Annotated in this window: 21 protein-coding genes and 1 pseudogene; 9 read left to right on the top strand and 13 right to left on the bottom strand. The window is 35.6% G+C overall.

Annotation, left to right across the window (positions count from 1 at the left end; translation table 11 throughout):
• Positions 1–172: 172 nt before the first annotated feature.
• From ABD792_RS16950 to ABD792_RS16930, 5 genes are read right to left on the bottom strand one after another with little or no spacing between them, the layout of a single operon-like run.
• Positions 173–934, bottom strand: coding sequence for a creatininase family protein (locus tag ABD792_RS16950; protein WP_345007558.1), 762 nt, complete (start codon positions 932–934; stop codon positions 173–175).
• Between the two features lie 15 nt (positions 935–949).
• Positions 950–1,825, bottom strand: coding sequence for a RidA family protein (locus ABD792_RS16945; protein WP_345007557.1), 876 nt, complete (start codon positions 1,823–1,825; stop codon positions 950–952).
• A complete protein-coding gene (locus ABD792_RS16940) occupies positions 1,822–2,955 on the bottom strand; it encodes a mandelate racemase/muconate lactonizing enzyme family protein (RefSeq protein ID WP_345007556.1) in 1,134 nt (377 codons plus the stop codon). The genes ABD792_RS16945 and ABD792_RS16940 overlap by 4 nt, the downstream gene beginning before the upstream one ends.
• Positions 2,956–2,958: 3 nt before the next feature.
• Complete coding sequence (locus ABD792_RS16935; protein WP_345007555.1) at positions 2,959–3,750, bottom strand: SDR family NAD(P)-dependent oxidoreductase; 792 nt, start codon at positions 3,748–3,750, stop codon at positions 2,959–2,961.
• Between the two features lie 7 nt (positions 3,751–3,757).
• A complete protein-coding gene (locus ABD792_RS16930; RefSeq protein ID WP_345007554.1) occupies positions 3,758–4,459 on the bottom strand; it encodes an RraA family protein in 702 nt (233 codons plus the stop codon).
• Between the two features lie 133 nt (positions 4,460–4,592).
• Here ABD792_RS16930 and ABD792_RS16925 point away from each other — a divergent pair, with 133 nt between their 5' ends.
• Complete coding sequence (locus tag ABD792_RS16925; RefSeq protein ID WP_345007553.1) at positions 4,593–5,462, top strand: AraC family transcriptional regulator; 870 nt, start codon at positions 4,593–4,595, stop codon at positions 5,460–5,462.
• 60 nt (positions 5,463–5,522) lie between these two features.
• Here ABD792_RS16925 and ABD792_RS16920 read toward each other — a convergent pair whose 3' ends face one another.
• The 6 genes and pseudogenes from ABD792_RS16920 to ABD792_RS16895 form a co-directional block, all read right to left on the bottom strand.
• Positions 5,523–7,043: an arylsulfatase gene (locus ABD792_RS16920; RefSeq protein ID WP_345007552.1), complete on the bottom strand. Its 1,521-nt coding sequence runs from the start codon at positions 7,041–7,043 to the stop codon at positions 5,523–5,525.
• A gap of 144 nt (positions 7,044–7,187) precedes the next feature.
• The gene (locus ABD792_RS16915; protein ID WP_345007551.1) at positions 7,188–8,195 is read right to left on the bottom strand and encodes a metallophosphoesterase family protein; all 1,008 of its coding nucleotides are present in this window, start codon (positions 8,193–8,195) and stop codon (positions 7,188–7,190) included.
• A 20-nt stretch (positions 8,196–8,215) separates the two neighbouring features.
• Positions 8,216–9,013: an endonuclease/exonuclease/phosphatase family protein gene (locus tag ABD792_RS16910; RefSeq protein ID WP_345007586.1), complete on the bottom strand. Its 798-nt coding sequence runs from the start codon at positions 9,011–9,013 to the stop codon at positions 8,216–8,218.
• Between the two features lie 108 nt (positions 9,014–9,121).
• A pseudogene (locus ABD792_RS16905) lies at positions 9,122–9,343 on the bottom strand (LamG domain-containing protein); the annotation flags it as partial.
• Between the two features lie 42 nt (positions 9,344–9,385).
• Positions 9,386–9,802, bottom strand: coding sequence for a hypothetical protein (locus tag ABD792_RS16900; RefSeq protein WP_345007550.1), 417 nt, complete (start codon positions 9,800–9,802; stop codon positions 9,386–9,388).
• Positions 9,803–9,926: 124 nt separating this feature from the next.
• Entirely contained in the window at positions 9,927–10,913 is a 987-nt protein-coding gene (locus ABD792_RS16895) for a metallophosphoesterase family protein (RefSeq protein ID WP_345007549.1), read from the bottom strand.
• 387 nt (positions 10,914–11,300) lie between these two features.
• Here ABD792_RS16895 and ABD792_RS16890 point away from each other — a divergent pair, with 387 nt between their 5' ends.
• From ABD792_RS16890 to ABD792_RS16855, 8 genes are all read left to right on the top strand, one after another.
• Complete coding sequence (locus ABD792_RS16890) at positions 11,301–11,978, top strand: TetR/AcrR family transcriptional regulator (RefSeq protein ID WP_345007548.1); 678 nt, start codon at positions 11,301–11,303, stop codon at positions 11,976–11,978.
• A gap of 1 nt (position 11,979) precedes the next feature.
• Positions 11,980–13,650, top strand: a complete 1,671-nt coding sequence (locus tag ABD792_RS16885) for a peptidase domain-containing ABC transporter (RefSeq protein ID WP_345007547.1) — start codon at positions 11,980–11,982, stop codon at positions 13,648–13,650.
• Positions 13,644–14,996 (top strand): HlyD family secretion protein, encoded by a 1,353-nt coding sequence (locus tag ABD792_RS16880; RefSeq protein ID WP_345007546.1) that lies wholly within the window; start codon positions 13,644–13,646, stop codon positions 14,994–14,996. The genes ABD792_RS16885 and ABD792_RS16880 overlap by 7 nt, the downstream gene beginning before the upstream one ends.
• On the top strand, positions 14,993–16,411 hold the full coding sequence (locus ABD792_RS16875; protein WP_345007545.1) for a TolC family protein: 1,419 nt from the start codon (positions 14,993–14,995) through the stop codon (positions 16,409–16,411). The genes ABD792_RS16880 and ABD792_RS16875 overlap by 4 nt, the downstream gene beginning before the upstream one ends.
• Positions 16,412–16,925: 514 nt before the next feature.
• On the top strand, positions 16,926–17,306 hold the full coding sequence (locus ABD792_RS16870) for a nuclear transport factor 2 family protein (protein WP_345007544.1): 381 nt from the start codon (positions 16,926–16,928) through the stop codon (positions 17,304–17,306).
• A gap of 361 nt (positions 17,307–17,667) precedes the next feature.
• Positions 17,668–18,120 carry a hypothetical protein gene (locus ABD792_RS16865; RefSeq protein WP_345007543.1) on the top strand — a complete coding sequence of 151 codons (453 nt, stop codon included), beginning with the start codon at positions 17,668–17,670 and terminating at the stop codon, positions 18,118–18,120.
• 31 nt (positions 18,121–18,151) lie between these two features.
• Complete coding sequence (locus ABD792_RS16860) at positions 18,152–18,643, top strand: RNA polymerase sigma factor (protein WP_345007542.1); 492 nt, start codon at positions 18,152–18,154, stop codon at positions 18,641–18,643.
• Entirely contained in the window at positions 18,627–19,259 is a 633-nt protein-coding gene (locus tag ABD792_RS16855) for a hypothetical protein (protein ID WP_345007541.1), read from the top strand. The genes ABD792_RS16860 and ABD792_RS16855 overlap by 17 nt, the downstream gene beginning before the upstream one ends.
• A gap of 302 nt (positions 19,260–19,561) precedes the next feature.
• Here the strand turns inward: ABD792_RS16855 and rsgA are convergent, their stop codons facing one another.
• Positions 19,562–20,644, bottom strand: a complete 1,083-nt coding sequence (gene rsgA, locus ABD792_RS16850) for a ribosome small subunit-dependent GTPase A (RefSeq protein ID WP_345007540.1) — start codon at positions 20,642–20,644, stop codon at positions 19,562–19,564.
• 48 nt (positions 20,645–20,692) lie between these two features.
• A complete protein-coding gene (locus ABD792_RS16845; protein ID WP_345007539.1) occupies positions 20,693–21,232 on the bottom strand; it encodes a GNAT family N-acetyltransferase in 540 nt (179 codons plus the stop codon).
• Positions 21,233–21,654: the final 422 nt, after the last annotated feature.

The raw sequence follows: 21,654 nt of genomic DNA, 5'->3' as shown, positions 1-21,654 counted from the left end.
TCCTCCTTTGTGAAGAAATTTTTAAAATTTGTTAATGTTCGTTTCATGTGTTAGTATTTATTTGTTTTTTAAAGGTCACACTTCGACTAAGCTCAGTGCAGGAATGCAATGCCCTAATTATCATTTTCGGTTGGTTTGCAACTTTTGTTAATGGGCATTTCATGTGTTTATTTTATTTTTTGACAGTTAAAACATCTTCAATAATTTTTTTTAAATCATTGACAACTAGCTTCGAAATTTGTTTGCCTTTTTCTAAAGTTCCGTATTCTGGATCTCCAAAAACACCATTAGTAGTCATTTCCTTGGTGGATCTGTAATAGGATGCCTTGGGGCCACGCAACATATCACCGTTGCTCCATGTAAACGTATCGGTATGTTTTCCTTTTTCTATGTTATCCAGATGTACTAATTGTGGTGCTATATTTAACATTAATGCTGTTTCAAATTCCCCTGCATGCCCTACGCCTCCTTTACCACTTTCATTTAAAGTGAATAAAGCTTCGGATGCTAGTTTCCACCACGTCACCATAACGATATTTGTTGTAGGGTTCTCATAGCCCAGCTTTTCTACCAATACCTGACCAACCGCCTGATTGCCGCCATGACTGTTTAAAAGGATGATGTTCTTAAACCCGTGGTGTATTACCGATCTTACTATGTCTTCAACCTGCCTTATAAATGTGTCGTGACTAATGGTTAGTGTTCCTGAAAAATCCATATGGTGAGAAGAGCATCCTATACTAATAGTTGGTAATACGAGTACTTTATCGGGAATGGCTTTGTGTAACTCATTAGCAAAATGCTCCCCAATCAATCTGTCGGTTGCCAGTGGTAAATGTTTACCGTGCTGTTCTGTAGCGGCCATAGTAAGGATAACCGGTGTGTTCTTGGCTATCTTACTTAATTCTAATGATGTTAATTGATCCCAAATCATAATGCTCTTGTTTTGTTATTTTTTAGCTGCCCACATTTCAATTTCAACAACCAGGTTCATTAACAATCCTGTTTGCACTGCTGTACGTACGGGTTTAGGGTCTTTAAAGTAATTTTTATAAACGGCGTTGAATCTTGGCCAATCGGCCAGATCTTTTATAAAAACATTGACTTTAAATACATCATTTAGGGTACATCCTGCCGAGGCTAATTGCATACTACAATTGTCCATCATATAGACCGTTTGCTCCTCTATGGTATTCCCTATAACGTTTCCTAGTTTATCTATGGCTGCTTGTCCGGAAATAACTACTAGTTTACCTGGATTCACTTCCAAAACCGGGGAATAAGGACCCGCGGTAACATGTTGGCCTGCATGGGCCGGCATTTGTTTAGCTGCTTGTAATTCTGGGGTAGAATTGACACTAAAAAATGGTAAATAGCCCGTAAATCCGACCATCTTCCATTCTCCGTCTATTTTTCTACATCTATAGAGTGTTTGCCAATTTGTTTCTACGTAACTTCCGTCTGCTTTCTTTATATCGCCAACAAACTTCTTGTGCAACAATGCGGCATCATCTATAATTTCTATGTCTTGTAATATGGTTACCCTGTGCAATGCTTCGGTTACATCTTCGCCCCATGCGGTTTCATGAAACTCCTTAGCCTGTTGTAACCAGGAGGTTTTATAGCTTTCCAAATTTGGAAAGCTCAATTTCCATTGGTCAATACTTTGGGATTTGCCTCCATCGATTCCCATAAAGCCTTCTTCATGAAAATCATTTTCTACCATTTGCCAATCCTGGTTTACAAAAGCCTCGATGTCTCTTTTGACCACCATGTTCCAAATATCTTCTTTGTTTTTATCTATACCAGTAAATGGGTTGTTCATAATGTATATGCTTTTTGTTTTGTTTGGTAATGTTTAACAGCGTCCATATCTACCTCAATACCTAAGCCCAATCCTTCTGGTAAATGGGCATAGGGCGCCTCAATTTTTAGCGGTGATTTTAATAGGTCGTGCTCACGTATTAATCGTCCAAAAATATCGCTTGGCCAATTGCAGGAAGCCGCAGCTGCTGCAGAATGTATGTACATGGCCTCTAAAATACCAAGGTCTATTTCGGAACCGTGCCAGCAGTTTAATTCTGCAGCCGACGCTATATGGTCTAGTCTCTGAAAATCTGCTAATCCGCAATTAAAATTAAAGCCATCCACCGCACCTAGCTGAATCGCCTGAATACTATCTTTTATCCTTTGTCCATGAATGATATAAGGCAACGATACATGAAGTACTATGGGCACGGATGCGTAGTTTCTTAATTGGCGGTACTCGTTTAATTGCCAACGTGGAAGCGGGTCTTCCAAACATAAAACGTTTCCAATTTCCTGTAAACCATCAATGCGCTTTTTTGCCTCAAAAGCATGTAACCAACGCTCGTTGGGGTCTAAAATAACCTGCATTTCCGGTGCGGTTTCAGCAATTGTTCTACACCATCCTACAACATCGTCTTCTAAATCGCTTTTAAATTTCATACACGTATAGCCCATATTTTGAAATTTTAAAGCCAGATCTGCGATATCTTCTTGACTGCGATGACTGGACCATGCGCCTACTTTCACCTTGTCTTTTACAGGCCCACCTAATAAGTCTACTACGCGCATGCCTTTTAGTTTTGCATAAGCATCCCAAATAGCGCACTCAAAACCGTCGTATTCCCTGGAAAAGGCAAAAGGTAATTTTTGTAATGTTAGTTTTTCAATATCCTGTCCAAGCAATAATTCGCATATGGCATCTACTGTTCCCCAATTGTGGCTTCTGTACAGTTCTCCCCATCCAATGATACCATTCTTTAATTCTAATTGTACCAGTAGCTTGGGGACTTCATCAAATTGCACACTCCACCCTGCTTTGGCTCCCAAGGGCAATTTATGCAATCCTTTATTGAAACCCTTACTTTCAATAGCTCCTGGGTGGGCTGGAACTATGACTTCAAAACACGTTATTTTACTAATTATCATGTGCTATTTTTCTATAAATGAATTGTTATACAGCATAGCGGTGGTTCCATTGTCTACATAAATCACCTGACCGGTAACTGCCCTGCTGTATTCTGAAGCTAAAAAGCCTACCACATTGCCACAATCTTCGGCCAGTATTTCAAACGGCAAACTTTGATAGTCTTTGGTGTGCTGTTCTACCCAAAGTTCAGGATCGTCGGCAAATGTTTTAATCAGTTCCAAATTCTGTTCTGCATGTACGTAACCGGGCGCTACAGCATTTACCCTAATGTTGTGTTTTCCCAATTCTACCGCCATGCCCCTGGTTAACCCTTCCACTGCGCTTTTTGCACTGGCATAAACGGCGTACTTAGCAATGGTTGCTGAAGCATGTACGGAAGAAATATTGATGATACTGCCTTCAGTATTATTTTCGATAAGTTGATTAGCAAATAATTTAGATAGTTTCCATACAGCTCTTACATCTATATTGTATAGATTGTCAAATTCCTCGTCGGTAACATTATGTGCTTCTTTGCTTAGTCCGATACCTGCATTATTGACTAAGCCGTGTATAACGCCGACTTGTTCCGCCAAGGTAGTGAACATAGCATCTACCTGATTTTCATTGGTTATATCGGCTGCTACTGCAATAGCATTGGGCAAAGTATCAGCGACAGCTTGGGCTTCTTCCAAAGTTAGGTCGTTTACAATAACCCGGGCACCCATTTTTGATAATGCAACTACTACTCCATGACCAACTCCAAAGCCTGCAGCTCCAGTAACTAAAATATTTTTATTGGATAGATTCATCATTGATTAGTTACATGATTCCGAATTTCTCAAAGGCTTCCACAGTGCTCATACCTTCTTCCAAAGCCTTTTGCACCAGTTTTTCTCCTCTTGCTTTTTCAATAGCTCCTTTAAATGCTTCTTTTTCCACTTCTTTGGGCACGATTAAGACCCCATCTCTATCTCCATAAACAATATCTCCGGGGTTTATGCGAACGCCATTGAATTCAATAGGCACTCTATAATCGATAACTTTTCCTCTTGGTCCTTGGTCCTGGGCATAGGTTCCCAATGAAAATGTTGGAAAGTTTAGCTTTTCTATCTCGTTGGTATCCCTTGAATACCCATCAACAATAGCTCCCGAAGCCTTTAGTTTTAAAGCTCTTGTACTCATTAAACCGCCCCATAAGGCATATCTGGGCGATGCTCCTGAACATATATAAACTTCATTCTCTTGTAAACTGTCCAAGGCTTCAAACATAATCCCAAAGGGTTTCTTCATTAGGGGGTTGTTTGTTTGCTGTGAAGATTCTTCAAAAGTATCGGCTTCCAATACTGTCATAGCCCTTCCTATGGTAACCATATCTTTTCGCAGTGGTTTTATGTTTGGCGAAAGAAATTGGTGCAAATACCCCATTTTATCCAATATGTCCCCCACTAGTGCAACGAACAATTCCTCTTTAGCAATTTTGAAAAGTTCTTGGTCATTTTTCCAGGTTATATGCTTGTTCATAATAGTATCTTCTTTTAAAATTTAGTAGTCTCTAATATCGACCACCCTTCCTTGTTTTAAATTCTGGATAATCAAAGAAAATTAAAAGTTTAAAAAATATTATTAATTTTAGTACGATAATACTATTTCAAAGATGCAAGAACTTGATAAAGTCTCTACGGAAGAACGCCAAATAATTGATTTGGAAGGTTTAGGATTTGAATGCATAAAGGTTTTGGGATCCTATAACTATAGGCAAATGAACAAAAGCCTGGAAATGCATGTTCATGAAAATATGATAGAAATATGTTTTCTTGAAAAGGGTACACAGTATTATCATATTCAAGGAGAGGATTACAGAATTAACGGCGGGGATCTTTTGTTAACTTTTCCGGGAGAGGAACATGGCACAAAAAGTTTTCCTGAGGAACGCGGACGTTTATTTTGGCTTATCATGGAAGTACCCGATAAAAATAGACGCCTTTTAAATTTAACAAAAAAGGACACGAAATTGTTCATAGAGAGTTTCATGAGCCTAAAATCGAATAGAAAATTCAAAGGTTCTGATAGGCTAAAGCATGATCTTAATACTATTTACCGAATTTGCAAGCATCCTATAAGCGGATTGGACAAGATTAAAATAACCAATTTATTGTTGCACTTCCTATTGAACGTTCTGGAATTTGGTAATAAACATTCCAATCAAATTATAAGCAAGGAAATAGTTGAGATATGTACTTTTATTAAAAACAACCTTAATGAACCGCTTCCCTTAGAACAGTTAGCCCAACTGAGCAACTTGTCTTTATCCCATTTTAAGTACAAGTTTAAAAATGAAATGGGCTATTCTCCAACAGATTATATTTTGAGGCAAAAAATTGAAAAATCCAAGGAACAATTGTGCATTAAAACGAATAGTGTACAGGATGTGGCCTATAATTTAGCTTTTAGTTCGTCATCGTACTTTGCAACGGTTTTTAAAAGATATACTGGTATAACCCCTACACAATATACGCTTTCTTAAAAGTAGTTTAGTAATAAAGAATTTCTTGATTTGAATTAATTATAGGATTCCTTTGTAGCCTCAATCTAAGCTAGGGTACATCCAATGTGCAACACCCGAGGTTTCTTTTTGTTTATTATAGTTAACCCAAAACGGTTTTTCGTCAGCTAACGACACCTTTTCATTAACCAAAAATGGTTCTATAGAATTCCACCATTTATCATATTCTTTTCTCATTTGTTCCACAATCAACGGATATTCTTCGGCAATATTGGTTGTTTCTCCTGGGTCATTGATTAAATCATAGAGCTCGTTATTGTTAGCTAACCTATACTGCTCATTTCTAACTGAACAGTTTTTGTATTTAGAGTTATTAGGGTTGGAACTTTCTTCAGTTCCTACCCATCGATCATCAATTTTCTGATTATTAACATTTTTTGGATTAAGTGGCCATCTTCCGAGGTGTACAAATCTGTATCTGTCTTGCCCCTTATATGTATCACTATTTAGATACGAAAGAAAACTTTGCCCATCTAAATCACTTAAATCAGAAATATCAATATCCAATAGATCTGCCAGAGTAGGCAATATGTCGTAGTGATTTAATAAAACATCTACCTTTTTACCTGCTTTAAATTTATTGGGCCATCTAATAAAAAAAGGAACTCTGGTACCGCCTTCATATACACTGCCTTTAAAACCTTTCATACCTGCATTGTATGTTTTGCCATGCACCGTATTTTGTCCCCCCCAAGTTTTTCCATTATCGGACATAAATATCAAAATCGTATTGTCAGCGATTCCCCAATCCTCTAACTTTTTCATTAAAACGCCTAAATTGTCATCTACGTTCTCTATCATACCGTAAAAACCTTGAGCATTTAAAGGATATCCCTGATTAACAAATTTCTCCTTATACTTTTCGGGAGCAATAAAGGGACCATGGGGTGCATTGGTTGGTATGTAAGCAAAGAAAGGTTTATTTTCCTTCGATTTTTGACCTATCCATGACAAGGCTTGTGCAAAAAAAACATCGGTGCAGAATCCGGTAGTCTCAATAAAGGTTCCATTATGTTTAATGGTAGGGTTAAAATATTTATTATCAGGAACATCGGCGCAAGAACCCGGATAAGCCTGACCTATACCTCCACCTCCATGAATAAATACCTCATCAAAACCACGGTTTTCTGGTTGGTATTTGGTTTCGTCGCCCAAATGCCATTTACCAAATATCCCTGTTGCATATTGCTTTCGCTTAAACACTTCTGGCAATGTCGTTATGTCTAAGGCCATACGTTCCCTTTCCAATATGGTATGGGTAATACCATTTTTAAAAGGATGTCTCCCTGTCATTATCGCAGACCGTGTTGGTGCGCATGTTGGGCTAACATGAAAATCCTCTAAACTAATGCTTTGTGATTTTAACTTATCCATATTGGGCGTTAAAACATCTGGACTACCATGCACAGATATGTCGGCATATCCTTGATCGTCCGTCATTACCAAAATGATATTTGGCAAATGGGTTTTATTCGAACAACTACCGAAGAACAGGGATATACATAATAAAATTGTGGAGAAAGGCAGTGATAAGGAAGTCATACGAATTATTTTTATTTTTTGCTTGATATCAATATTTCATTTCATCAAATTCATTTAAAGGTATGTAAAACTAAATAGTTACAGAAAACAAAGAATTTTTGGATGAATTATACCCAAGGCGAAGTCTTGAGGAATTCTTTTTGATTAAATTCTATCTGTTTTAAACTTGATCTTATAATCGGATATTTCAGCTGAAAAAGGAACATCCTGGTTGTCACTAACCATTCCCATATCGTAAGGTGACGGAGACATCCAGTTACTTTTAACGCCATCAACTTTCATAATTCCATTTGGCTTTAGAGTCACAAAAGCGTACAACGGGTCTTGATAGCCTGCAATGTGATGCAGGTTTCCATACTCCTTATACAGTTCTTTTGGGAACCTTTCTGTGCTTTCAAATTTACCTGATACCCATTTGTAAGACATACTATTTATTCCTATGTAATCTATACTATTTTTGTGAAAATGAAAATCTGTATGGTCGTGACCATTTAACGCGCAAATAACTTTTTGTTTGTTTTTTTCCATGATATGCTGTAAAACCTGCCTGTTGCCCACATCGTGCCACAAACTTTGATGCGAAAACACAATAGTAGGTAATTGGGTGCTCTCTAAATCTGATTTAAACCATTCTATTTGCTGATCGTTTATATAAGCTCTAAGATTACTATTCACATAAAAATTAGCATGCTTATAATCTATAAACTTCCCATCTTGATATAAAAAATTAGCATCTAACACTACAAAATGGTAGCCTCCCAAATCAAAAGAATAGTAATTTTTATGCATACCCCAGAACTCCATTACTTCTTCTTTAGAGTTCTTATCCATGTCGTGATTCCCCAAAATATGATATTTTGGTCCATTAAATGCTTCCCATACCTTCATAAAATCCTTGTTCTTGTTATCTCCAAAACAAAAATCGCCCATTTGAATGATGAAATCTACATTCTTTTTCGTAGCCTTATTCACGAAAGCTTCAAGACGTTGGTCGGCATCTGGCATTAAATCCTTATGCACATCGGTTACAATACCAAAGGTTATTTTTTTTGACAAGCCCCTGGTCGCAGGTGTAAAAGACAGCAATGTTGATGGCATTACTGATGCAACCACTCCTACTCCTAATTGGTTAATGAACTTACGACGTTTCATTATAATTGTATTGTTTAAATTTATTCTAATTTAAAAACCGTAAAAACAGCTGCGTGATCGGAAGGAAACATTACAGGATGATAGTCAATCACCTTAGACTCTATTGGCTTTAACGGTCCTTGATAATAAATATAGTCTATTCTATCTCTTAATCCATATTTCTTTGAAGAGGTTGCCGCTCTAGGGGTCCAGGTTAAACCTGCATCTAGTAATGGGTCTACATGAAGTGCTCTATAACTATCAATAAACCCAGCCTTTTCCATAGCTGTACTTACGGGCCATTTTATACTATATCCATAATGGATTTTTCTAGTATCATCTGTCCAATCCAAATGCGACCCAACATTAAAATCTCCAAGCATTATTACAGGTTTTTTATTGTTAGCATTTAATATAGGGCGTATTTCTTTTAGTATTTGATTTATTTCTGCCGATCGGGTGCTTTGTTCCTCATGGATTATGGCTTCAGATGACATTTTACCTTCTTTGATATTAGCTGAATAATTTGGAAGATAATGCAACCATGTATCCAAAAATAAAATTTCTTTCCCATCTCCAATATCTAAAACAGCTCCTCCAAAATTAAAGGGCTTAAACGCTTTAATGGTTCTTTTGATTGGATAACGGCTTAAAATGCTAAGGTTAGAACTAATAAGGTAGAAATGATAACCTAGTGAATCTGCAATGATCTCGCCAGAACCATAGGTTTCTATTAAACCAATTATATCTGCATGTGTTGCTTTAATAGTTTCAATAACTCTCTTTACTCCTACGTGCTCTCCATATCTTCTTCCACCGTGCCAAATATTCCAAGCCATTGTTTTTAAAATTGTATTGGTTTTTGGATGTGTTTTATTGAGCTTAAAAAACCTGTTGTAATCTCCTTCAATTAGTCCTAAATTGGCATAAAAAGTATCTATTGTTACTTCATCCAAAAAGCCATTAAATGCCTTCCATTGCCCCATGGAACCGTATTCAAAATATTCATGCGTTCCCCCGATAACGGTTTTATTTATATTATTAAGGCTTCCTAAGTTAGGTATGTTATAAATAGCTACGTTTTTCCCGTCCATATAAAACCATACTTCACCTTCATCTCTATTTATACTAAAAGCCAATTGATGCCATTTTCCGTCGTTTATCGCTTGTCTTGCTGCGGTGGGTCGATACGAGAAACTATTTACCCCATCCTAAATATTCACAGCCCATGCTCCTGATTCCTGAGTATAAATTATCCACCCGGCAGATTTAAGATCTTCTTTTGGCTTATTCCCTATAATCACTGTACCTTGCGCTGCGTTTTCTAAGGTTTTTACCCAAACTCTAACCGACAAAGAAATGCTTTCATCATAATTTGGGGTAGATAGGCTATCAACTACCAAGGGTTTTCTTAACGGAGCTTTCTCTGAAAGATCTAATGCTCTTCCTATTAAACCTTCTGCAAACTGTGGTTGTTGCAATTCTGTAACATACACAGCATCACCACTTGGTATACTAGGGTAATATTTTTCTATGATATCATCAAAACCTGTGTAAAAACTATTTTGGGCTTTGCAAAAACAACTGCAAAGACAAACTATTACTATGGTTATTGTTCTAAGCATCATACTTTACATCTTTTAAATGGAATCATAATATATTCTGTGTAAATTAATAAATTTGGTCAAGACAAGGTAATAGCCTGATAAACAACAAGTTCCTTTATTATTTATTACCAAATATCAAAACTATTTATATTTTCATTTTAAATCCGGAAATACTAGGAACTATTGGATCGTCTAAACGTTGTTCAGGCATTCCCAACTCATCCGGACCAGGACCTACAAATACTGTTTTTCTAGGCTCAACTATAATTTTGTTATTCTTTATGTTCATAAACGTAAATAGCGATTCTTTATACGGAATGGTATATTTTATCCATTTATGGGTTTTATCAATCGCTTCACTATAACGAATTGTTTTATAATCGCCTCCTACCCATCGATATGAAGCACTATTAATTTGCAGGTAATAAATGCCATTTATATGTGTCATATAATCTGTATGTGTATGGCCCGATAAGCAGCACATTACTTTTTTGAATCCTGCTTTTTTATTGGCATCTTCCAAAATGCCTCTTATCTCTTTCATGTTTGCCACACCATCGTATTCTAGCTGTAATGTTTGGTGACTAAAAACAATGGTTGGTTTGTTGGTATTTTGCAAATCTTGAATCAACCAATTCTTCTGCTCTTCTCCAATGTATCGATCGTATCCCGACCAAGGTTTTGGGTTTGGGTCATTACCATCCAAAACAATAAAGTGAACGCCTTTCTTATCAAATGAATAATACCGTTCGTTCATGTCCCACCACGTCATGGTTTGCTCCCTCGTAAACCCATGATCTCTCATATCGTGATTTCCCAATACATGATATTTGTCTCCTTTATAAGCATTCCATGTGTCCAAAAACGGTTGGTTCTCTTTATTTGGCAGAGCAAAGTCTCCCATTTGAATAATAAAATCGGGGTGACGTTTTTTAGCTTCATCCAAGAAGACACGTAATCGTTCCACACCATCGTGAATCACATCTTGGTGTACATCAGCAATAATACCAATTTCTATATTTTCCCTTCCTAAAGAATTCGAAAATCCATCAATTGGCAAGACCATGGCTGCTCCTGCCAATGATGAAAGTTTGATAAATTCCCTACGACTTGTTTTTGTTCTTTTTGTCATGACTCCTTATTTTATGTTTTAAATGTCCTAAATTATAAATTTATCCTCTATTGATTTTTGTTTAGTTTGAACGCTACAAATACACCTCTGTGATCAACTTTATTACAGTATGCCCAAGGGTTTTCTTTTACCCAGGCTTTTACGGGAACTAAATTTGTACTACGTATATATATCCTATCAACGCGTTTCATATAATCGTCTTATCCGGGGCAGGTCGCATCTTTTTCTATGTTCCTATTTTTAACGGCTGAATTATAAACAACCATAAAACCATCATCCAACAAATAGATAAACTTTCCCATATAATAAATTTAACATTTATTTAATAGTAAAACTATTTTAAATTAATAGTAATACTATTAATTTTGAAAACATAACTACTGATAAATGGAAAAATTATTATCAAATTTAAAGATTGCAGTACCTAAGAAGATCTACATTAAAGATCCTGAATCTTCTGATTTAGGTCGACGTATTGTAAAACATAGTATTTTTTTAATAGATGAGATAGGTTTTGAGGCATTTACCTTTAAGAAGCTGGGGAATAAGATAGGTTCTAATGAGAGCTCAATATATCGTTATTTCGAGAGCAAACATTACTTACTACTGTATCTTTCCTCATGGTATTGGTCCTGGAAAGAATATCAGCTTGTACTCGAAACACATAGCATTCCAGATCCTTTAAACAAACTTGAGAAAGCTATTGAGGTTTTAACAAGGGCTATTAATGTGGATAATAAATTCACACATATAAACGAAGTTGTATTAAACAGTATTATTATTAACGAAAACTCTAAATCTTTTTTAACAAAGGAGGTTGACCAAGAAAATCAAGAAGGCTATTTTGTAATCTACAAACGTATTGTATCACGCCTGAAAGAAATGATCTCAATTGTTGATAAAGACTATAAATATCCTGCTTCATTAGCCAGCACCATATTAGAAGGAGGGTTGCACCAGCATTTTCTAAAAGATCATTTTAAGTCCATAACAGATTGCAGCAAAGATGTGACTCCTACTTCGTTCTTTATCCACTTAATCCATAACACCTTAAAGAGCCATTAATATGAACCATACAAAGATTACACCCTGGCGGCGATTTGTTGGGCTACTCGAATTGGAACGAAAAGACATTTTTCAGATATTTTGCTATGCAATCTTTTCTGGTTTTGTTGCTTTGTCATTACCCTTAGGTATTCAGGCCATTATTAATCTAATTCAAGGTGCCCAGATATCTACCTCTTGGGTGGTATTAATAATACTTGTTACTCTAGGAGTTTTATTTTCAGGTGTTTTACAATTAATGCAGCTTCGAATAATTGAGACTATCCAACAACGTATTTTCGTTAAATCATCGTTTGAACTGAGTTACCGATTCCCCAAAATAAAAATGCAAGAATTGCACAAATTTTACCCTCCAGAATTAGCGAATCGCTTTTTTGACACCCTTACAATTCAAAAAGGACTTTCTAAAATACTGATTGATGTTCCATCAGCATTTCTACAAATTGTTTTTGCCTTAATCCTATTATCTCTTTATCATCCATTCTTTATCATATTTGGAATTCTATTACTCATATTAGTATATACCGTTTTTAAATTTACTGCCGAAAGAGGACTTCAAACGAGTCTAGAGGAATCAAAAAACAAGTACAAAGTGGCCCATTGGATACAGGAAGTCGCACGTGCGGTAGTAAGTTTCAAGTTATCAGGAAAAACAAGCTTGGCTCTTGACAAAAATGACACTTTGGTTAGCAAGTATCTACAATCACGGAGAAGCCACTTTAGGGTGTTGGTGGTTCAATTCATGCTTATGATAGGATTTAAGGTATTGGTAACGGGAAGCCTACTATTAATAGGAGGCACATTGGTACTGAACCAAGAAATGAATATCGGACAGTTTGTAGCGGCAGAGATTATTATTTTATTAGTCATTGCATCGGTAGAAAAGTTGATATTGGGTCTGGAACCGTTTTACGACGTCGTTACCTCTATAGAAAAAATAGGTCAAGTAGTAGATAAAGCGCTAGAAATACAGGACGGTGAAACTCCAAACTTTGACCAAAATATATTAATTGAATTCAATAAAGTATCGTATGAAGTAATTGATAGGGAAAAAACTATTCTCAAAAATATTTCTTTAAAGGTTGATGCTCAAAGCAGACTTCTTGTTAAAGGCGAAAGCGGTTCCGGAAAGTCCAGTCTGCTACGAGTAATGGCGGGTGTCATTCAACCTACTAAAGGCGAGGTAACCGTAAATAATTTTGCTCTCGAAAGCTTGAAATTGAATCACTATCGAGCACATTTGGGCATGTCACTTTCTGAAGAGACACCATTTGAAGGAACCATAAGGGAAAATATGGCCTTTGGCGATAATAATATCAGTGATGAAGATATTTTATGGGCTTTTGAAAAAGTTGGTCTTCTTGAATTTTTAAAAGAACAACCCAACGGTCTTAACACAATAATATATCCTGAAGGTAAAAAGTTATCTTATACCATTGCAAAGAAACTTGTGTTGGCAAGGGCAATAGTAAAAAAGCCCAAAGTATTAATATTGGAGGATGCTCTAGATCAGTTCAATAAGGAAGAAACAAACAAAATCATTGATTTTCTTATTTCGCCAGAGCATCCATGGGCATTGGTAGTAGTGAGTAGTAATGAACGTTGGCAAACCCATTGTAATGATATTATCACTTTAGAAAACGGATACATAAAAGATTATAAAAAATGTTGAATATATCCCATAACTCGGTAAATAAACAAGTAGAGCTTTCTCATTTTCGATCTGGTAGAATGGTATTGAAAAATGGCTACCATAAGCGTTTCAATCAGTTTTTATTGGCTTTTGCTATTACAGGAATTTTGACACTCTTCTTACCGTGGACACAAAATATAACGGCTAAGGGTCTTGTTACTACATTAAAACCAGATCAACGTCCTCAAACCATACAATCACAGATACCCGGTAGAATAGAAGAATGGCATGTTCGTGAAGGCGATTTTGTAAAGAAAGGAGACACTATCCTTAGGATCTCCGAAATCAAGAGTGATTATTTTGATAATCAATTGGTGGAGCGCACAAATGATCAAATTAAGGCTAAATCTTCTTCGGCGTTAGCTTATCAAGAGAAAGTGCAGGCTTTGCAGCGGCAGATAAATGCGCTTCTCAATGAAAAGCGTTTAAAGTTACAACAAGTCGATAATAAATTGATTCAATCCAAGCTAAAGGTAAAGAGCGACAGTATCGCCACGGAAGCTGCCTTGACGAATGTTGATATTGCCCAACGTCGCTACGATCGTACAGTCACACTGCAATCAGAAGGTTTAAAAGCTGTAAAAGATGTTGAAGAGAAACGTTTAAAGCTACAAGAGACACAAGCAAAACTCATTTCGCAACAAAACAAGTATATAGCCAGTAAAAATGAAGTCATCAATGCAGAAATTGAGCTATCGAGAGTATCTACCGAGTTTGCCAACAAGATATCCAAAGCTCAGAGTGACATGTTTACGGCCCAATCCAGTCAGTATAACACACGCGTTGAAGTCACAAAACTTGAAAACAGCTATACCAATTATAAAAAACGAAATGATTTGTTGTTCATAACTGCTCCGCAAGATGGGTATATCACCAGAGCTATTAAAGGAGGTATTGGCGAAACTTTTAAAGAAGGAGATCAGATTGTAAGTATAATGCCAGCCAATTATGAATTGGCTGTTGAGACATTTGTTGAGCCTATCAATTTACCATTGATACACATAGGGGAAAAAGTCCGTGTACAGTTCGACGGTTGGCCAGCAATCGTTTTTAGTGGTTGGCCAAATGCATCTTATGGAACTTATGGAGCAAAGATTGTGGCAATTGACAATTTTATTAGCGATAATGGCAAATATCGCATACTTCTGGCTCCAGATGACAAAGACAACGAATGGCCTAAGGCAATCCGAGTTGGCTCTGGTGCTCGAACCATAGCCCTACTTAATGACGTGCCTATCTGGTTTGAATTGTGGAGACAGTTAAATGGGTTTCCTCCTAATTATTATCAACCAGGCTTTGGAGGTAAAAAAGTTTCTAAAAAATGATAAAAAGAATAATTTTTGGAATTGCTGTTTTCTGTTCATGGCTTTCCTGCTTTTCTCAGGATGTCGATGTATTGAAATTCGAAGAATATTTGGGGTACGTTAAACTATACCATCCCTTTGTAAAACAAGCAAACTTACTTGTTAGCGAAGGTCAGGCTAAGTTAATGAAGGCCCGTGGTACTTTTGACCCAAAACTAGAAATTGATTTCGATCGTAAAAAATTTAAAAGTACAGAATACTATGACAAACTTAATGCTACTTTTAAAATCCCAACATGGTTCGGTATTGAACTTAAAGGAAATTTCCAGGAAAATACAGGTGTATTTCTTAATCCCGAGGGTAGTTTACCTAAGGATGGATTGTATAGTGCAGGCGTCTCGATACCTGTAGCTAAGGGATTTCTCATCAATAAAAGGATGGCTTCGCTTAGACAGGCAAAACTTTTCAGAGAACAGGTATTGGCAGAACGTCAATTGGCGGTTAACACAATTTTATACGATGCCAGTATTGCTTACTTCAGTTGGCTGAAGGCATTTAATGATTTACAGGTTTATGCAACTTTTGTTAACAACGCACAGATACGGTTAGATGGCGTTAAAAAGAACTTTGAAGTTGGTGAAATCCCAGCTATTGATACACTTGAGGCTAGAATTATTTTAAACAACAGAAAATTGGAGCATGAGAAAGCACGAATTGCTTATGTTAAATCTTCATTGGAACTATCAAACTATTTATGGCTGGACAATAACATTCCTATTGAAATTCAAGACAATGTAATTCCAGATGCAAACACTTATAATACTGTGGATGAAACACTAAAAACTTCAGGATTGAACATTCAGAACTTTACAGTGGAAAATCATCCTAAATTGCGAGCCTTAAATTTAAAATATAGAAGCCAAAAAATTGAACGGCGACTAAAATTGAACAATCTATTGCCTCAAATAAATTTAGAATATAACTTTTTATCAGAAACTCCCGAGCAGATAAACTCATTCAATACTACAAATTATAAGTCAGGTGTGCGCGTAAATTTCCCATTGTTCTTAAGAAAAGAACGTGGAAATCTAAAATTGGCTAAGCTCAAATTAAATGATACCGAATTTGAAATAGCCAACACAAGAGTTAGTCTTAAAAATAAGTTTGACGCTTTAACAAGAGAAATTAACTCTTATGCAGAACAAAACAATCTTACAAGGGTGATTATTGATGACTATTTGAAGCTCCTAAAAGCTGAAGAGCGTAAATTTAACTTAGGAGAAAGCTCTCTATTTTTAATTAATTCGCGAGAATCCAAATTAATAGAAACAAAACTAAAGGCTAACGAAATTGAGAATAAGTTTTTTAAAGTAAAGGCTAAAATATTTCAATTGATTAATTTTGATACGCAACAAAAACTGAACAGTAAATCATAAAACTAATTTACAAGAATTTAGATACACATCTTTAATTTAAATCCATCACTATTTTCATTCGTTTAAATTTTGATAATGAATTAATTATAAAATTGAGAACGTATGCAAGCGCTACGCCCTCTCATTAAAAATTTTAAACATTCCCTTTTGTGAAAAAATGCTTAAATTTTATTAATGTTCGTTTCACACCTAATAAATAGTTGTCATCTTTAAAGCTTAACATTCAGATGAAAGACAAATCAACTATGCCTCATGTTTTTGGCTATTCGGTTGTAGCCTTCCCTAAAAATGTAGCCTTACTCAAAGGCTTACACTTTGAATAATTAAATTAATCCTCTTACTTTTTTCAAAAACGAGACGTTTTGCGAGGTCTCTCGTTGTACAACAATTTGAGCCGTCTGGAAATAAGGCCACATATTTTTAATAATTATGCAGAAAATTTAAGTGTAGTTGACATAAGGTTGTCATACCCCCCTTCTACTTTTGTTTCATTAATAAATTAAAATTTAAAACCATGAATCAAAATGAAATTATTTCAGCAGCTAAAATGTATCCTAAAGCTTTTAAAGAACTTAATATTGAATTAATAGATAAATACTTTACTATAAATGCTACCAAAACTGGGTTTATGTACGACTATGATTCAAATAAATGGCTAGACATATCTACAGTTGAAATTAATGAAATCAAACAATGGGCTACCACATATAATAAAAATAACATTATGCCTGAAAACGAAATTAATGTGAAAATATTAGATACTAAAGATAAAATAGCTGTTGTTAGAATTGATATGTATTGGGCTGAAAATAAAAAAGGATGTGACTATTTATTTCTAGTTAAAGAAAATAATTCTTGGATTATAGATAAAATATTATATCAAAGTATATTATAACACAAATAACTGGCTACAATATTCGCAGGGGCTAATGTAGCCCCTGATTTTAAAAGTAGCGACGAAAAACGTCATTTTAAGAGCACTTGTTTATGTGGCTTACCTAGAGAGCTACAAAGCCACTGGCTCCCTTTTTGTGCTTAGAGAATCAAGCCTAAGTAACACAGTTTTTATTTAAGAATATTACCTATATTTGAGCAAATACAAAGGTTAATATAGTTACTAAGGTAAGTATATATAATTCTTATCACCAATACGCAAATGGATAAACTTTACGCATAAGCAATATCTATTGAAAAAATATTTCATTAGGGTGTAATAATCTTTGACTTTAGCCACTAACTAAGTAAAACAAATAATTATGACACTAAAAAAAGTAAAGAACCATTTTAAAAGCTCACTATCTAATACGAGTAAAAAGTCTGAGATCAAGTTTTACGAAGAATTCATTCAAATACTAACCAGTTTGGAAAAGAAAAATCTTTCGGAAGTAGAAATTCAATCTATAGAGAAAGTACTTGATAATCTTAATTTAAATTCAACTGGCACAAACAATAAAAGATTTTTAAATCAAGCACTCAAGCATTTTAAAAAATACTTAAAGGATTCTTATTCTTTTACTTATAAAGGGTATTACACCAACATAGGTTTCGGTTTAGGGGCCTCATTTGGGGTTCTATTTGGAGTGGTACTTCTATCCGATTTTGAGCGCTCTTTGGGCATCTCTTTAGGTGTCACTTTTGGAATGTTAATTGGCTTAATTATTGGTCAAAATATGGATTCTCAGGCGAAAACCTTGGGTAAAATGTTATAGTAAATGATTGATAAGTCATTAAACAAAAAGAGTGAGTAACGATTTTTATACTTCATCAATTCTGCCGTATTCTGCAATTATCATAAAGATATGTAGAGCATATACAGATACCCAGGAAGATTTCGAAGATTATTATCAAGAGGTGTGCTTACAAATCTGGAAAAGCAGAAAGAACTTCAAAGCGCAATCTGAATGGTCTACATGGGTATATCGGATTTCATTGAATGTAAGTATGACCTTGCTGAAGAAAAGGAAAAACAACCTTCAGCATTCTTCCTCTAATCTCTTGGCAGAGGAAGTTACAGAAGCTCCCCCTGCTTTTGCCAATGAATCTCTCGATCAACTATACCATGCAATTCGACAATTATCAGAAGTAGACAGGGCTGTGATTCTACTTTATCTGGAAGAAAAATCATACCAAGAAATTGCCGACATCATTGGCACCAACCCGAACAATATTGGGGTACGCATCAAACGAATTAAAGAACGACTTAAAAAAATATTAAATGGAAAATTCAATTGAAACCATGTGGAAAGACGGTTTCCTAAATAGTGATGCTTTAATTGCACCAAAGGTTAATAACCTATACGACAAAAAGTCACTGCACATTATGACTAAATTTAAGAAGATGTTCTCGAAAAACATCTGGGGTATTCTAATTGTTTCTTTCCTTCTATTCATTGGGGCATACTTTCTCGGAGCCTTACTGGCCGGCAGTATTGTCTTGACAATGATGCTGTATGTTGCCTATACCGCGTATAATGATCTGAAGGATTTAAAAAAAATAGATAAAGGACAAAGCAGTTATTTATTTTTAAGATCATTTAAAGACTGGATTGAACTATCTATTGAGCGTTATGGAAAGATGTATAGGGTCGTATATCCAATCCTCATTCTTACGTTCTACTTTGGGATCTGGTTCTCTGATAGTTTTATGGGCTTTCGAGAAAAAGTTGGTGAGCATAGTAATTTGGTTTTTGGGCTTCATCTCGGTTCGACTATTCTTGTTCTTACTTTTGCTTTATTGATGAGTATTTTTAGTAAAGTCATTCATCGTAAAGATGTAAAGACCATTTATGGTGGAATAATTAACAAACTTGACTCGTCCCTTGCCGAAATGGAAGAGTTACGAAATTAAGACTTTATTCAATTACCCAAAATGGTGATAAGATGGTGTATACCCCATAGCTCTGTGGGGAAAACTACATTTTAAGGGCGTTTGCTTATGTAACCTTACCGATAGAGAAGTACAAAACCATTGGGAAATAGCTTTTCGCTCTTAAAGAATCAAAACTTGGAACACCACTCACACATATGAATATTATCTATATTTGGGTAGGTATAATGGATATGTAGTTACCTCGGTAGTTTTAAGCAATTGTTGGCTAAAATTTATGATAAAATTAGGAGCGGTCTTGGATAACCGCTCCTTTCTTTCAGCTATCTTCTCTTGAGAGATTTCTGATTTATGGCTTGTTTTACCATTTTACCAAAGGCTTTATCCTTTTTTCGCTTTTCATACATAGTAGTAGAAAAACGTGCCTGTTCCCTTTCGAGCTTCATGAAGTTATCATAAGTTTCTTGATGCAACTCTCCTGACCCTAATGCCGCAAGAATGGCACAGCCTTTTTCATTTTGGTGGCTACAATCATTGAATTTACAATCTTCAGCCAATTTATAAATCTGCTCAAAGGTCATTTCCAATGCAACCGAACTATCCGTAATACCAACTTCACGCATTCCAGGATTATCAATAATTACTCCTCCTGTTTCAAGCACGATCAACTCTCTATGTGTGGTAATATGTCTCCCCCTATCAATGGCTTCACTGATGGCTCCAGTTTTCATGAGAACATTGCCAGCTAAGCTGTTAATTAAAGTTGATTTGCCTACGCCTGAAGACCCAAGCAAACAATAAGTATTACCTTTCTTTATCACAGGCCTTATAAACTCTAATCCCTCACCAGTCGTATTACTGATCGGGATAACCAATATGCTCCCTATACGACTGTTTACATCGTTTATCAACTTAGTAAGTTGTTCTTTTTTAACTAAATCCACCTTGTTAAGAATGATGACGGGATCAATATTGGCTGCATGACAGATGGTGATGTACCGCTCTAATCGATTGATACTGAAATCCCTGTTGACCGATTGGACTATAAGCCCATAGTCTATATTAGAAGCTATGATTTGCTTCTCACCATTCCTTCTTGGAGATTGTCTTTCCAAAACATTTTTTCTTGGATAAACAGTATGAATCAATCCTTTGTCAGAATCATATTCACTGAGTGCCACCCAATCACCAACAGCGGGTAAATCAGCCCTGCTCTGAGCTGTATATCTCAAATTTCCAATCAGCTCACAATCCAACTCATCATACTCAGTCAGCACAACATATCGTTCCTTATGTTCCAGAATAACCCTTCCCACACTAAAGGTTTCCAGGTTATTATCTATTCTAAATTTACCAAGGTTTTTATCAAACCCTAAATCGTTTATATTGTAATTCTTATTAGTCATTTTTCTTAAATATTTTGATTGATAAAGGTATGGACCAATTTCCCATTCCTACCATAAATCAATTGTATTAATCGCTTCAACACAATAAACTTTACCCTTAATTGGTTTCAAATCTTCACCTGCTAAGGATTGAGCAATCCAACCTTCAGGATATGTCAGTTTTAAAGGTGAAGGAATAACCTCTTCCGTTATGGGCTTGTAGCCAACCTTTGAATAGAAATTAATATCTCCATAGGTTACAACTTGCTGTACACCTTCATTCTTCAAGAAATCCTGCGAGTAATTTATTAAACCTTGCCCTAAGCCTGTTCCCTGCATAGAAGTAGCTACAGCGGCAGGTGATAAAAGCCATGTATTTATCATGCTTTCTTCAAAAGTCAATCTAGAAAAGATCACTCCACCTACTACAAGATTATCCTCTACAGTTAGAAAAACACGAATGTCTTTCTTGGGTGTATTCTCAAGAAAACGCTTTACTAGCGCTCCAATAACGACACCCTTGTTTTCTCCTTCCGAATCGGTAAATGTTTGCTTAAATAGTTCGATGATCTCCTTATCAAGACCACCTTTATATAATGAATGTTGCATTATTATCAATTTTATTATTAATTAAATAAAGGATGCTTTTAGACCTAATCTCACACAAATGAGTGTAGCTGAAATCAGTTAAAACAGAAACAAACACAAAGGACTTAAAGACCAAACGAGCTTGCTGCAAAGCAATAAAATGATAACAGGACACACACCCTTACAACTACGGTTAGGTCACCGTTGCATAGGTATTTTGAAAAGATTCGACAGTAAAAAATTGAAGACTCAATTCTAATTACTGCCTTTTATACCGACTCCTGAGAGTTTAATATGTGAAGAGCGATTGTTCTCATAAAGGTGCAAAGATATGAATTACTCCTAAGAAAAACTAAATAAATGACTTTGTAGCAGGGCAATTTCATTTAAAAAATTAGGGAATTGATTTAGATAATAATTATCTTTCCCAAGTCTAAGTTTTC

It is taken from the genome of Snuella lapsa (assembly GCF_039539345.1).
Classification (GTDB): Bacteria; Bacteroidota; Bacteroidia; order Flavobacteriales; family Flavobacteriaceae; genus Snuella; species Snuella lapsa.
Note: the sequence above shows the minus strand (reverse complement) of the source record. Positions and strands in the feature narration are given on the sequence as shown.

Excerpts from the sequence above, each read along its gene's own strand:
- ABD792_RS16950 (WP_345007558.1), bottom strand. The coding sequence starts at position 934 with ATGATTTGGGATCAATTAACATCATTAGAATTAAGTAAGATAGCCAAG.
- ABD792_RS16945 (WP_345007557.1), bottom strand. The coding sequence starts at position 1,825 with ATGAACAACCCATTTACTGGTATAGATAAAAACAAAGAAGATATTTGG.
- ABD792_RS16940 (WP_345007556.1), bottom strand. The coding sequence starts at position 2,955 with ATGATAATTAGTAAAATAACGTGTTTTGAAGTCATAGTTCCAGCCCAC.
- ABD792_RS16935 (WP_345007555.1), bottom strand. The coding sequence starts at position 3,750 with ATGATGAATCTATCCAATAAAAATATTTTAGTTACTGGAGCTGCAGGC.
- ABD792_RS16930 (WP_345007554.1), bottom strand. The coding sequence starts at position 4,459 with ATGAACAAGCATATAACCTGGAAAAATGACCAAGAACTTTTCAAAATT.
- ABD792_RS16925 (WP_345007553.1), top strand. The coding sequence starts at position 4,593 with ATGCAAGAACTTGATAAAGTCTCTACGGAAGAACGCCAAATAATTGAT.
- ABD792_RS16920 (WP_345007552.1), bottom strand. The coding sequence starts at position 7,043 with ATGACTTCCTTATCACTGCCTTTCTCCACAATTTTATTATGTATATCC.
- ABD792_RS16915 (WP_345007551.1), bottom strand. The coding sequence starts at position 8,195 with ATGAAACGTCGTAAGTTCATTAACCAATTAGGAGTAGGAGTGGTTGCA.
- ABD792_RS16910 (WP_345007586.1), bottom strand. The coding sequence starts at position 9,013 with ATGGCTTGGAATATTTGGCACGGTGGAAGAAGATATGGAGAGCACGTA.
- ABD792_RS16900 (WP_345007550.1), bottom strand. The coding sequence starts at position 9,802 with ATGATGCTTAGAACAATAACCATAGTAATAGTTTGTCTTTGCAGTTGT.
- ABD792_RS16895 (WP_345007549.1), bottom strand. The coding sequence starts at position 10,913 with ATGACAAAAAGAACAAAAACAAGTCGTAGGGAATTTATCAAACTTTCA.
- ABD792_RS16890 (WP_345007548.1), top strand. The coding sequence starts at position 11,301 with ATGGAAAAATTATTATCAAATTTAAAGATTGCAGTACCTAAGAAGATC.
- ABD792_RS16885 (WP_345007547.1), top strand. The coding sequence starts at position 11,980 with ATGAACCATACAAAGATTACACCCTGGCGGCGATTTGTTGGGCTACTC.
- ABD792_RS16880 (WP_345007546.1), top strand. The coding sequence starts at position 13,644 with ATGTTGAATATATCCCATAACTCGGTAAATAAACAAGTAGAGCTTTCT.
- ABD792_RS16875 (WP_345007545.1), top strand. The coding sequence starts at position 14,993 with ATGATAAAAAGAATAATTTTTGGAATTGCTGTTTTCTGTTCATGGCTT.
- ABD792_RS16870 (WP_345007544.1), top strand. The coding sequence starts at position 16,926 with ATGAATCAAAATGAAATTATTTCAGCAGCTAAAATGTATCCTAAAGCT.
- ABD792_RS16865 (WP_345007543.1), top strand. The coding sequence starts at position 17,668 with ATGACACTAAAAAAAGTAAAGAACCATTTTAAAAGCTCACTATCTAAT.
- ABD792_RS16855 (WP_345007541.1), top strand. The coding sequence starts at position 18,627 with ATGGAAAATTCAATTGAAACCATGTGGAAAGACGGTTTCCTAAATAGT.
- rsgA (WP_345007540.1), bottom strand. The coding sequence starts at position 20,644 with ATGACTAATAAGAATTACAATATAAACGATTTAGGGTTTGATAAAAAC.
- ABD792_RS16845 (WP_345007539.1), bottom strand. The coding sequence starts at position 21,232 with ATGCAACATTCATTATATAAAGGTGGTCTTGATAAGGAGATCATCGAA.